Below are 13,089 nucleotides of genomic sequence, written 5' to 3' on the forward strand. Positions count from 1 at the left end.
CTGGTCAAGTTCACCGACGACCAGATCAACGTCGTCTCGAAGGCGTTCATGGGCCTGACGGTTTCCTGTGCCCGCTGCCACGATCACAAATTCGACCCGATCAGCCAGGCGGACTTCTACGCGTGGTTCGGCGTGATGGCCTCCGGCCGCCCGGCGATGGTGCGGGTGGATGTGCCGGCAAAGGCCGAGGGAGACACGCGCCGGCAGATGGCGATTCTGCGGAAGAAGATTGGGCGGGCGATGATCGACCGCTGGCTCGCCACGGGTGAATCACTGGGCGAACGCCTACTCCATCCGTCCGAGCCGCTGGCCAAGGCGATCGAACAGGGCGAGAAAAACGAACTGCTCTGGCCGCTCACACTCATGGGCAAGCCGGAGAAGTTTGCCGAGCGATGGCAAAAGTTGAATCCCGCCGCACCGCAGCTCGCAACCCACCCCGGTGTCGCCGCCGCCCAACATTGGCGCTTCGGCGCGGGCGACGACACGAACCAGTGGTTCAGTTCTCCGGCTTCGCGCACCCGGCGCCTCCCCGCAGGTGAGCTGGTCATCAGCGACCGGGAAGACAGGGTGATCGCCAGCGTTTTGCCAGCCGGGGTCTATTCGCACAGCGATTCCACCAAGGACATCGGGGTGCTTCACTCCGGCCGCATCCAGTTGGATCGCAAGTATGACTTGTGGCTGCGGATAGCCGGCGACAGCAATGCGATGGCGCGTTACTCCGTGCAAAGCTACCCGCGCGACGGCACGGTGTATCCGGTCGAACGGCTCAGTGGCGGTCAATGGCGATGGAGAAAGTTCCCGCTCGATTACTGGCAAGGCGACCGCATCCACTTCGAACTGACGACCGCGGCCGACCAGGCCTTGCTCGCGGTTGGAGCTGCCGACCGCTCGTGGTTCGGCATCCGCGACGCCGTGCTGGCGGAGCACGATGCAAAGTCTGCCCCGGCCCAGTCGGATGAAGTCGTGGCGATGCTGGCGAAGGAACTGACGGACGTCCCAACCACCCGTGAACAACTTGCCGCCGCCTTCCAGCGTGCCGCCGCAAACGCCCTGCGTTCCCTGCGCGATGGCCAGATCAACGACGCGCAGGCCGTATTCCTCGATCAACTGCTGCGTCAGGACCTGCTGCCCAATGCAACGCAAGAATTACCAGCCGTTGCCGAAACCCTGGCGGAGTATCGCCGGCTCGAAGCGAGCCTGCCCGTGCCGCAGCGCGCCCCAGGCATTTTGGAAACCACCGGATTCAATCAGCCGCTGTACGAACGCGGCGACCACCGGCAACCGCGCGATCCAGTGCCGCGGCGGTTCCTGGAGGCCATCGATGCCGCGCCTTATGAAACCAAGCTAAGCGGCCGGCGCGAACTTGCGGAGGACTTGCTGCGCGCCGACAATCCGCTGACCGCTCGCGTGATGGTCAATCACGTCTGGCATCACCTGTTTGGCCGCGGCATCGTGTCGACGCCCGACAATTTCGGCCGACTCGGCCAGCCACCGTCGCATCCGGAGTTGCTGGACTATCTGGCCTTCAACTTCCGCAGGGACGGATGGTCATTGAAGCAACTGGTTCGCGAGATGGTGCTGACCCAGACGTGGCGACGCTCCGGCGAACCGTCACCTGCCGCACTCGCGGCCGATCCGGATGACGTCTACCTCTCGCACTATCCCGTGCGCCGGCTCGAGGCCGAGGCGATTCGGGACGCGATCCTGTCCGTCAGCGGTCAGCTCGAGCGCGAAGCACGGTTCGGTCCGCCCGTGGCCGGCAGTGTTCCGCGTCGCAGCGTCTACGTGCGGGTGAAGCGGAATGATCTCGATCCGTTTCTCACCCAGTTCGACGCACCCGTGCCGGCCAGCAGCGTGGGCGTGCGCGACGACACCAACGTGCCCGGCCAGTCGCTGACGTTACTGAACGACCCGTTCATCATCCGCTCTGCGGAGGCTTGGGCGGGTCGATTCGCCCGCGACTTCGCGGGGTCGGAACTCGTTCGGACCCTGTTTCATCAGGCCTTGGGCCGACAACCGACCCGGGAGGAATCGACGGCGGCGCTCGCTTTTATGGCGGACATGCAGGCGAAGCAGCAGACCGTCGCCACCAAGCTGTCTGATTTACAGAACTCCCTGGATCAGGTGCGGACCAACGTTGCCAGCCTCGAGTCGGCTGCCCGTCAGCGCGTGCTGGCTTCCCGCCTGACCCCTGGCGGCAAACCCGCCTCCGTCCTGCCGCAACCCGCTGCCGCCTGGGATTTTTCCAAAGACCTGGCCGATCAAGTCGGCGGGTTGGCAGGCACGGCGTTCGGCGGGGCCAAGCTCTCGGACGGGCAATTGGTGCTCGACGGCCAGGGGAGCTTCATCGCCTCCGCAGCGTTGCCGTTTGCCCTGCGAGCCAAGACGCTCGAAGCCTGGGTCAAGCTGGACGGACTGGATCAACAGGGCGGCGGCGTCATGACCGTGCAAACCCTGGGGGGTGACGTCTTCGATGCCATCGTCTTTGGCGAGCAGGAGCGGCGACATTGGATCGCGGGCAGCGACAATTTCAACCGTACGAAGGCTCTTGCAGGTCCGGCCGAACAGGCGGCGCAGCAGGAGCTCATTCACGTGGCGGTGACTTACGCCGACGACGGCACGGTCACGTTTTATCGCAACGGCAAGCCGCACGGAAAATCCTATCGGCTGGGTCCGCCCATCCATTTTGCAGCAGGCCAAGCGCAGGTGCTGTTCGGCAATCGTCACGGCATTCCGTCAGGCAGCAAGCTGCTCCAGGGCAGAATTGCCCGAGCTCGCCTTTACAATCGCGCCTTGAGCGAAGCCGAGGTGGCCGCCAGTTGCACGAACGATCCGAACTTTGTTTCAGCGGAAGCGCAGTGGGCCGCATTGACGCCGGAGGAACAAGGGCGGATGCAGGACGGGCGCAGAACCATCGAAAGGCTGGAGCACGAAATGAAGGAACGGACCGCCACGCGCGGCCTGTCGTCGCCTGCAGCCAATCTCGCTCATGCCCTGTTCAACTTGAAGGAATTCATCTACATTCGCTGATCATGCAACCGCGAAGCATGCCCCGATTGTCCCGTCGCGAGATGTTGCGCCGCTGCTCGACCGGCTTCGGTCTGCTGGCGTTGTCCGGCGTGTTCGCTCGCGAAGGTCGCGCCGCGTTGAACCTTGCGCTGCCCCACCATCCGACCCGCGCCAGAAACGTGATCTTCTGCTACATGTCCGGCGGGGTGTCGCACCTCGACTCGTTCGATCCGAAGCCTAAGCTCAAGGCCCTCGCTGGCCAGCCGATGCCCGTCGCGGTCGAACGGACGCAGTTCAACAACAACGGCAATGTCTTCCCCAGTCCTTTCGAATTCCGGCGCAGCGGACGGAGCGGCATCGAGATCAGCTCGATGTTTCCGAGGCTGCGCGAGTGGTGCGCCGACGACCTCGCGGTGATCCGCTCGATGACCAGCAAGGTCAACGAGCACGCGCAGGGAAATTTCGTCATGCACAGCGGGTTCCCCTTCATTGGCCACCCGAGCGCCGGCGCGTGGGTCAGCTATGGACTCGGAACGGAGAACCAGGACGTGCCAGCCTTTGTCGTCCTGCAGAGCGGCCAGGCCGTCCCGCCGCACGGTGGCGTGGGCTTGTTCAGCAACGGTTTTCTGCCCGCCCATCATCAGGCTTCGATCATCCGCATGGACGACGCTGAGCCGGTGGCGAACATCAAGCCCAGGGAGCCCGACCTCGTGCAGCGCGACCGGCTGCGATTCATCGACGCGCTCGATCAGCGTTTCGCTGGCGCGACGGGTCGGGACGCGCAGGTGGAGGCGGCGATCCGCAATTACGAAACCGCCTACCGCATGCAGGCCGCGGTGCCGGATCTGGTTGATCTCAAGAGCGAGACCGCGGCCACGAAGAAGCTTTACGGGTTGGACGATCCGCATCCGCAAAAGGCGGCCTATGCCCGGCAATGTCTGCTGGCGCGGCGGCTGGTCGAGCGGGGTGTGCGCTTCATCGAGCTGAGCTGCCTGACCGAGGGCATCGGTGGCGGCGGCGCGCCGAATCCGTGGGATCAGCACGGCGATTTGGAACGCGGCCACCGTACCATGGCCAACCAGGTCGATCAACCGATCGCCGGTCTCCTGGTCGATCTGAAACAACGCGGTCTGCTGGAAGAAACCATCGTGATCTTCGCCGGCGAATTTGGCCGCACGCCGTTCTCGCAGGGCAGCAATGGCCGCGATCACAATCCGTTCGGATTTTCCGTCTGGCTGGCAGGCGGCGGCTTCAAGGGCGGAACGATCTACGGCGCGACGGACGACCTCGGCTATCACGTGGTGGAAAAACCCTGCAACGTCTACGACCTTTGGGCCACCGTCTTGCACCAGTTGGGCCTTGATCACGAAGCCTTGACCTACCTCTACGCCGGGCGCAATGTCCGGCTTACGGACGTGCATGGCCACGTGCTGCACGACGTGATCGGATAGCGCCGCGTCTCGTCCGTCAGCTCGATGACGTCGGGCCGGTCGCAGAGCACGGTCATCACGTTGATTTCCCTCTCGCCCCGTGAGGCACGAACGGGGAGAGAGGGGAAACCTCAGGCAGCCCCTCTCCCCGCTCATTCTTCGCAGGGAGAGGAAGGAGACATTCAGTCTCAGGGGTCAGTCCCACATATGGACAGAACACAGCCGCACAACGGCGGGGAGTCGCAGGAGAGCGCGACCGAAAAGGCGGAGTGGCTGGTGCGCGCAGGACTCGCCAATCTGGGAGGGAGGGAGGCGGAACGGGCCACGCGATTGCATTCGATCGATCCAGGCGTTGCGGAATGGGTCAGCTTTTCCTATCAATTCTCGCCGTGCCCGAGAAACGATTCACGCCCCTTGTCATCTCCCGATGGATACCCCTGCTTTTCGCCGCCGGTTTGCTTTGTGTCACCGCGGCCGCCGCTGACAAAACCTCCAGCGCTTCGCCCCTATCATTGTGGAAGAGTGGGACCCATCAGCTGACCTTTAATGGTCGTGATCGCACGTTCATGCTCGACGTGCCGGCCAAGCTCAAGCCCGGGGCCGCGCTGGTCATAGTCTTCCACGGATTCACCAGTTCGGCGAAGGAGGTCCGCGACCTGACCGGTTTTGCAAAGGTGAGCGATCAGCGTGGATTCGTGGCCGTTTACCCGCAGGGCACGCGGGATTCCAAGGGAAAGTCTTTCTTCAACGTCGGCTACGAGTTTCATCGGGATCAGTCGATTGATGACGTCCGGTTTGTGCGCGGCCTGGCCGAGCGACTGACACGCGATCTCGGATTGGATCCGCGCGCTGTGTTCGCCACCGGTTTCTCCAATGGAGGCGACATGAGCTTCCTGCTCGGCGCCCAGCGGGAACCGTTTGTCGCCGCCATCGCTCCGGTGGGCGGAACGATGATGCAGTCTTGGGCCAAGGGTTTTCGACCGGCGGCCCGCATTTCCGTGCTGGCCGTGAACAGCCGGGACGACAAGACGACCCTCTGGGAGGGCGACATGGACAACCGCGATGGCTGGGGAGCCTATCTCAGCACCGAAGCGGTGATGGATCTGTGGGTAACGGGCCTCGCGCTCGAACGCAACAAACGAACGAACCCCGGCAAGACGATCCAACTGAGGCATTGGTCGACGCAGATCGATCAGACCGAAGCGCGACTCTATGCTTTGGAAGATGGCGGCCACAACTGGCCACCCACACTCGGTGACCGATCCGAAACAACAGCGGAAACCATCTGGCGATTTTTTGATCGCCATCGGCCCAAGCCACACCGACCTCATTGAAGTTATGCGAACGACCTGCTCGAAACCGCTTCTCCATCTACAACTGGGCTTCGGCATTGTGGCCCTGGTGATCAGTTGCCTCTCGTCATCCGTCGCCCACGCGCAATCGACCGAGCCGTTTCCAGCCACCTACGCCGATCCGGCCGTGCCGTTGTTGCAACTGCCGACGAACTTCCGTGCCCGGCGCACCACGGTGAACGCGCGCCTGACCGCAGCCCAGCCGGTCGAGATTTTCAATGCCACCGGGCCGGGCTGCGTGCGCCACATGTGGTTTGTGTTCGGAGAGAAGGACATTCAGGACCTGTCGATCGAGATCACGGTGGATGGCGCGACCGAACCTCAGGTCCGCATGCCGTTTCGCTCGTTCTTCGGGGCGCTGTTGAGTTTCGAGGACTACGCCATCAACAGCGCCGGACTGGTGAACTTCCCCAATTTCACCGTGACCAACGACGTTCGCATCCCGACCAACGCGTCGCCCGGATGGAATGTTTACCTGCCGATTCCGTTTTCGAAAGGCTGTCGCATCGTGCTCCACGCGGGCTCCCCGAAAGACGGCGGAGGCATGATTGACTGGCAGCAGTATCGGGACGGCGTGAAATTGACGCCGCTCCGCTTCCATGCGCAGCGCAACATCGCCCAGCCGGGCAAGCCAACGGAGCCATTTCCGATCGCCGAGGCCGAGGGCACCGGTTTCCTCGCCGGCTACATCATGGGCTGGCGGCAGCGGGATCGCAGCGACATGGTGTTTCACAATGGCGGCACGCGGCTGCTCATCGATGGTCAGACGGATCCCCATGTGATCTGCGGACACAATGTCGAGGACGACTTCGGCTTCTCGTGGGGCTTCAACCAGTATCAGACGCCATGGGTTGGCTGCCCTTACCGCGATAACCGTGGGCGCGTCGATCAGGATGGCGTCTTTTACCGGTTCTTTGGCCCGGACCCGATCCCGTTCCGCTCCTCCCTGATTTTCACCTCCGCCGCGCGGCCCGATGACTATGAGGCCGTCTCTTACTTCTACAAAGTCCCCGGATCGAAGGCACCGCCGTTGGTGACGCCCCAAGACTGGCAGGTCGTCGGGCCGTTCCCAGACGGCAAGGACATTGAAACGTTCAAGAAACCCGCGGACGATCTGGTCCGTCAACTGTCGCAAGCAAACTGGCCCGATCCACTCTTCATTGGGGGAAAGAAGTTCTCCGTCCACAAGCTCACTCCAAAATTCGGCTGGGTTCGGCTCGAAGGGGTGTATCAGACGCGTTACCCCTATCCGCGGACGGATCAGTCGGTCTATGTCCGTGGCGTCCTCACCAGCGCCTCCAAACGTCGCGCGAAGCTTCGTCTCGGGCTGGATAACTGGGCGATGGTTTACCTCAACGGGCAGCCAGTGGCCGCGCTCGATCATGCCGAGGAATTCGACGTCGCTAAGATTCCCGTCACGCTCAACAAAGGTGCCAACCAACTCTTGATCAAGACGAACAACCGGATGAATCGCGAACGGCATCTCTGGGCTATCCACTGCGCGGTGGAGTAGTTTGAGCGGCTTTCACCTCTCAACGCCGCATTCCTGCGGGACGTCTGGACGACCCCCGAGGGGATGGAAGCATGATTGGGATGGGTGCTGTTCAATCCAGGCGGACAACGCCGTGGCGGAAGTGAGCTTTGCGAACAAGACCGGACTCATCTACACCTACGCGTCCGACGGCGGCATCGTGACCTCGTCGCGCTCGTCCGCTTTGCGTTGGGACAACACCCCGTGCTCGAACTCTTCGCCGAATCCGTCACCACGCGCTTCAAAGAACGGCTGTGGCAACACGACGAAGTCGCCAGATCGCTTCATCCTTCCTCCTTCATACTTGAGCCTTCGCAACCTGGCTCAATGGCCTTCAATCCTGACCAGCTTTCCTGGTTGCATTTGATCCGCGACGACATCGCCATCAGCCTGAGCATCGAGCCGGACGATTTCGATGATGCCCCGTTCAGCCAGCGCGAAGGCATCCACCCAGGGCGGGCTATGGAGCGGGAGGAGATCGCCGCGTCCGATTGGCGCGAGCGGAAGCGCCTTGAACGGCGCGCCCCGACAACTTGCGGATGCACCGCGGAGGATCTGCGTAGGAAACGAAGCATTGCCAATTCTCCTGCTCGGGAATAGAAACGCAGCATGAAGGTCCTCGCTGCAGCGCACCCCGTGCGACTTTCTTCGCGGCTCATCGGATTCACCCTGATCGAACTCCTGGTCGTCATTGCGATCATCGCGATCCTGGCCGGCATGCTCCTGCCCGCGCTCGCGCGAGCCAAGGACAAGGCGCACGGCATCAAGTGCGTCGCCAATCTCAAACAGATCGGATTAGCCTTTCAGCTTTACGCCGACGATAGCAGTGACTTTTTGCCCACGACCGCCGGTTTCAACGGCGCGGGCGGTTGGCGCGGCGCGCCGAATTACAGCGGCGAAGGCTCCGGCATCCACCCGACCAATCGCCCGCTCAACACCTACGTCGGCTTGACCGGAGCCAATCCGACGAACAGTTCCTCGTACCATCTCTTCCGCTGCCCGGCAGACAAAGGCGAAGACTCGGCGCCTCCCAAAAAAACCATCTTCGAAATAAACGGCAGCAGCTATCGTGAGATGTGGGCAGGCCACAGTTGGCGTGTCCAGCGCACCACCGGGCTGCGTTCCGCGGTCGGCAACCCCGCGCTCGTGGCCGGGTCGGAACCCATCAAGATGGCCGAGGTCGCAAACAGCCCGGCCAACAAAATCATCAGTGGCGACCACAACTGGCACGGCAACCGGCCCGCGGAAAACCCGCGGAACATGTGGCATAACTACAAAGGCCAACGCCGAAACAATGTCCTATTCGGTGACAGCCACGTGCAGTTCTTTAGGTTTCCCCGCGAGATTCAGAGCGATCCGAACTACGCTAACTACTACGCGGGTTCACTCACTTCAGTTCCTCAGAAGTACCGCCCGGATTCGAGCTTTCATTATTGGTAGGGGTGGTTCGGCAGCCACCACGAGAAACGCCCAAGGCCACCCGCCCTCTCCTGACCCGGCCGTGAGCCCGGCACGATGCGCGGCTGAAGATTGAGTAGCTGAGGAACAGATCGTATTTGGCAAACTCCAATTATCCGTTCTTCTTTTCCGCGTGCCCGAGTTCTTTCTCTTCGTCTGTCTGGTTGCGCCGAAGTTGGCGGGCGAACGCGGTCTGGCTCCTACGACGCGGGGACCCCTCCTCTCCCGAGCTTTCTCCTCTATTCCGGATGGAGGAGAGGAAGAAAATGCGAGCGGTGTTCATGGGCGCGCCTACAGGGCCGGCACGGGGCGCTCGGTGCATCCAGAGGTTGTTGGTGACCGGGTTGTCGTGGTAACGCAGGCATCCCTGTCTGCTGTGGCGCAGGCTGCCCAGCCTGCGGGGCGACGAGGGGAACAGGCGCGTGGAGGGCATGGAAGGGCCTCGTTCTTCACCCGCCGGGCCGACTGGCAGTCGGCGATACGGCAGGCTGGGCAGCCTGCGCCACACGACAGACATCCTCGGGATGCACGGCGGGGCGCTGGCCGCGGAAGGTTCCGCTTGTAATCCGATCCCTCTCACGGAGACGATATGCCTCGCATGATGAAAACGATTCCGGCCGCCCCGGCCTTTCTCCCCATGACCAGGGAGGAAGTGTCGGCGCGCGGCTGGTCTGAGCTCGACGTGCTCCTCATCACGGGAGACGCCTATGTGGACCATCCCTCCTTCGGCGCCGCCATGATCGGACGCGTGCTCGAGGCGGAAGGTCTTCGCGTCGGCATTATTGCCCAGCCGGATTGGAGGCGAATCGAGTCCATCACCGGGATGGGCACGCCTCGCCTTTTTACGGGCATCACGGCGGGGAACCTTGACAGCATGCTGTCGAACTACACCGCAGCCCGCCACAAGCGGAAAGAAGACGTCTATAGCGAGGGTGGCATTCCCGGCAAACGACCGAATCACGCTTCTGCCGTCTATTCGCAGATGGCCCGTCGCGCCTTTCCCGGCGTGCCCATTGTGCTCGGCGGCATGGAAGTCAGCATGCGGCGCGTGGTCCATTACGATTTCTGGGAGGACAAGCTGCGCCCGTCGGTCATGACGTCCGCGAAGGGGGACATCCTCGTCTATGGCATGGGTGAAACCGCCGCGAGGGAGATCGTGTCGCGCCTGCGTGCTGGCAACAAGGATCTCGGGGGTATTCGCGGCACGGCGGTGCTGCTCGGCGAGAAAGCCGCCGCGTCCGCTGATTTTTCGAACTGCATCGTCCTGCCTTCCTGGGAGTCGATTCAGCAGGACAAAAAGCTCCTGATGCCGCTGACCAAAATCGTAGAAGCGCAACAAACGCCTTACAGCGGCAAGCGTCTCGTGCAGTGGCATGGCAAGCGCGCGCTGGTGATGGAGCCGCCGGCGTTTCCCATCGACGGCCCCGATCTCGACGCGCTGTATGAACTTCCTTTCGCGCGGGCCGCGCATCCGTCCTACCAAGAACCCGTGCCCGGATTTGCCACCATCAAAGACTCGATCATCGTTTCGCGCGGGTGCCCGGGTGGCTGCACCTTTTGTGGACTTGGCTTTCATCAGGGCAAGTTCCTCTCGAGCCGCAGTGTGGACTCGGTCCTGAAGGAGATTCGCAAGCTCACCGAGTCGGACACGTTCCGCGGCACGGTGTCGGATCTGGGAGGTCCGACCGCGAATCTTTACGGCGCGAAAAACGGGCATCGCGAGGAGTGCAAGAGATGCCATCGTCCGAGCTGTCTCTGGCCGACCATTTGTCCTGTGTTCGGGATCGATGAGCAGGCGGGGCTCGACCTCCTGCGCGGGGCTCGCAGTCAACCGGGGGTCAAGCATGTCTTCGTTCAATCCGGCATTCGCATGGATGTCGCGTTGCGCACCCCGGAATACATGAAGGAACTGGTGCAGAATCATGTGTCCGGCCACATGAAGGTCGCGCCCGAGCACGTGCATCCGGAAGTACTGCGCAAGATGCGCAAGCCGGCCACGGATTTTCCGGCGTTTATGGAAAAGTTCGCCGAACTCAGCGAGGAAGCCGGCAAGGAGCAATATCTTGTGCCCTACTTCATCTCGAGTTTTCCGGGCTGCACGGAGAAGGAGATGGGGGCCGTGGAAGCCTTCTTGAAAAAGGAAAAATGGAATTTGCAACAGGTGCAGGATTTCATTCCTCTCCCCATGACCGGATCCGCGGCGATGTATGTGACGGGACTCGACATCAACACCGAGGAACCCATTCCGGTCGTTCGCAACGCCGGCGATCGCGAGCGCCAGAAACGCATGCTCCGGCCCAATCGTCCGTCGCGCACCATGACCAAAGGTCACGATACGATTGAGTAGGGGAACTCAGGGGGCTAGAATGCGCTCCTCCCCCGAACGCGCCGCGCACGGCGCTTCCGCATCGAAAATTGGAGCCAGAACCTCATCCCACCCGCCGGCTTTGCTACGGACCCATCGATCCTTCTCACCGCCATGCGGCACGCCACCATCGCCGTGCGCGGCACTTCGGGACTTGGTGTCTGAACACGCCGGAGGGCCCGATTTGACAACAGTGCCATCGTTCCCTCCCGCACCAAACCTCCCGCCTCGAAAGTGCCATGCCCATTGGCAAAGATACCTTGATGCAGCGTAAACGCCGCGCTCCGACCACTTGAGGTTGTGCCGCCGTGGATTTCCGTGTATCCCGATGTTGTTGGTAGGGCGGGCCTGTCCCAGCCCGCCGCCCACGGGATGCAAAACATCATGCTCCGGCGGCGCGCCGGGACGGACGCGCCCTACCTGCATCACCGGCAACATCGGGATGCACCGCCGTGGGTTTGGGCGCGCGAAATCCCGCTTTACAACCTGTCGGGCCTCGGTAACCTCACCGGAGTTCAACTCAATCCTATGCGCATTTCTCGCACCTGCTTCTTTGCCGCGCTCGCGGGCGTGGCATCTTTCTTCGCGACCGGCTGCGTCGGCCCCGAACAAAAACTCGGACGCGGCATGAACAATTTGACCGAGTTCGCGCGCCTTGGGGAACTGCGGCGCACCATGGAGCAGTCTTCGCTCTACGATCAACCCGAGATCACCTATACCTCCGGTTTTCTCAAGGGCTTTAATCGCAGCATGCTTCGCACTGCGGTGGGCGCATTCGAAGTCCTCACCTTCCCCATCCCCAGCTATGATCCCTGGCTGAAACCCGGCAACGAGCTGGTGAACGACATCTCCGTCCATCCGGTCTATCCGGACTCCTATCGTCCAGGACTTCTGTCGGAATCCACGTTCCATCCACAGAACAACTTCGGTTTCGGCACTGGCGATATCGCCCCATTCATCCCGGGCAGCCGGTTCCGCATTCACGATTATTGATCGCCTTTTTCCCCCGCCAGCGGCGCCAACAGGACGTTGGCGCCGCTCTTTTTTTATGTCCCTCGTCCGCCAGTCCCCCTGCAAGATCAACCTCATCTTGAATATCCTGGGGAAACGCCCCGACGGATTCCACGAACTCGAAACCGTCTTTCAACCTGTCCCTCTCCACGATCTCCTCGAGTTCACTCGCCTCACCGCTCCCGAACTCCGATTCACCTGCAATCACCCCGAACTGCCCACCGACGCTTCCAATCTCGTCGTGCGTGCCGCCCAACTGTTCTTCACCACCGCCGGATTCGCTCCGTCCACGGCTATTCACCTGGAAAAACGGCTTCCGCTCGCGGCCGGACTCGCGGGCGGCAGCGCCAATGCCGCCGTCACACTGTCGGCACTCCACGAGCTCTACCATCACCCCTTCCCCCATCTCCAACTCATCAGCCTGGCCGAATCGCTCGGCTCCGACGTGCCGTTCTTCCTGCAAGACCGCCCCGCCCTCGCCCTCGGACGCGGAGAACAAGTGCAACCTCTGGATGCCTTCCCCGCGCTGAAAGGGAAAACGTTGTTCCTCATTCATCCCGGTTTTGGCATCGCCACAGCCTGGGCCTATCGGGAACTTGCTCGATTCCCTACGGCTCTCCATGGCAAACCCGGAAGGGCGGTCGACCTCATCCAATCGCTTCAAACGCAACCTCTTCCCGTGGCCGGGACGCACTTCTACAACTCGCTCGAGGCCCCAGCACTACACAAGTATCCCATCCTGGCACTCTATCAGGAACATCTCAGGCATGCCGGAGCCGAGGCGGTCCTCATGTCAGGCAGCGGTTCCACCACCTTCGCGATCTTTGACCACTCGCGTACCGCCGAACAAGCGGTCGAATCCTTTAAGTCTGAATTCGGATCTGACGCGTGGATCCGCCTGGTGCCGTTGGCCTGAATCATTCCCCATTCCCG

Annotated in this window: 10 protein-coding genes; 9 read left to right on the forward strand and 1 reads right to left on the reverse strand. The window is 62.1% G+C overall.

Features of this window, described 5'->3' with window-relative positions; translation table 11 throughout:
* The 7 genes from FJ404_05965 to FJ404_05995 all read left to right on the forward strand — a co-directional run.
* The coding region (locus FJ404_05965; GenBank protein MBM3822417.1) for a DUF1553 domain-containing protein at nt 1–3,030 on the forward strand (3,030 nt) is incomplete at its 5' end.
* Between the two features lie 41 nt (nt 3,031–3,071).
* Entirely contained in the window at nt 3,072–4,460 is a 1,389-nt protein-coding gene (locus FJ404_05970) for a DUF1501 domain-containing protein (protein MBM3822418.1), read from the forward strand.
* 338 nt (nt 4,461–4,798) lie between these two features.
* Nucleotides 4,799–5,773, forward strand: a complete 975-nt coding sequence (locus FJ404_05975) for a hypothetical protein (GenBank protein ID MBM3822419.1) — start codon at nt 4,799–4,801, stop codon at nt 5,771–5,773.
* A complete protein-coding gene (locus FJ404_05980; GenBank protein MBM3822420.1) occupies nt 5,652–7,304 on the forward strand; it encodes a DUF2961 domain-containing protein in 1,653 nt (550 codons plus the stop codon). Before FJ404_05975 ends, FJ404_05980 begins: the two co-directional genes overlap by 122 nt.
* A gap of 75 nt (nt 7,305–7,379) precedes the next feature.
* Entirely contained in the window at nt 7,380–7,922 is a 543-nt protein-coding gene (locus tag FJ404_05985; GenBank protein MBM3822421.1) for a hypothetical protein, read from the forward strand.
* Between the two features lie 9 nt (nt 7,923–7,931).
* The gene (locus FJ404_05990) at nt 7,932–8,762 is read left to right on the forward strand and encodes a type II secretion system protein (GenBank protein ID MBM3822422.1); all 831 of its coding nucleotides are present in this window, start codon (nt 7,932–7,934) and stop codon (nt 8,760–8,762) included.
* Nucleotides 8,763–9,369: 607 nt separating this feature from the next.
* Nucleotides 9,370–11,127 carry a YgiQ family radical SAM protein gene (locus tag FJ404_05995; protein ID MBM3822423.1) on the forward strand — a complete coding sequence of 586 codons (1,758 nt, stop codon included), beginning with the start codon at nt 9,370–9,372 and terminating at the stop codon, nt 11,125–11,127.
* 6 nt (nt 11,128–11,133) lie between these two features.
* On the opposite strand, the gene FJ404_06000 is transcribed toward FJ404_05995, so the two are convergent.
* Complete coding sequence (locus FJ404_06000) at nt 11,134–11,583, reverse strand: hypothetical protein (GenBank protein ID MBM3822424.1); 450 nt, start codon at nt 11,581–11,583, stop codon at nt 11,134–11,136.
* On the opposite strand from FJ404_06000, the gene FJ404_06005 reads away from it, so the two are divergent.
* Entirely contained in the window at nt 11,518–12,138 is a 621-nt protein-coding gene (locus tag FJ404_06005) for an exosortase system-associated protein, TIGR04073 family (protein MBM3822425.1), read from the forward strand. The genes FJ404_06000 and FJ404_06005 overlap by 66 nt on opposite strands.
* Nucleotides 12,139–12,193: 55 nt before the next feature.
* The gene (ispE, locus tag FJ404_06010; protein MBM3822426.1) at nt 12,194–13,072 is read left to right on the forward strand and encodes a 4-(cytidine 5'-diphospho)-2-C-methyl-D-erythritol kinase; all 879 of its coding nucleotides are present in this window, start codon (nt 12,194–12,196) and stop codon (nt 13,070–13,072) included.
* Nucleotides 13,073–13,089: the final 17 nt, after the last annotated feature.

The organism is Verrucomicrobiota bacterium (assembly GCA_016871495.1).
Lineage (GTDB): Bacteria > Verrucomicrobiota > Verrucomicrobiia > Limisphaerales > VHDF01 > VHDF01.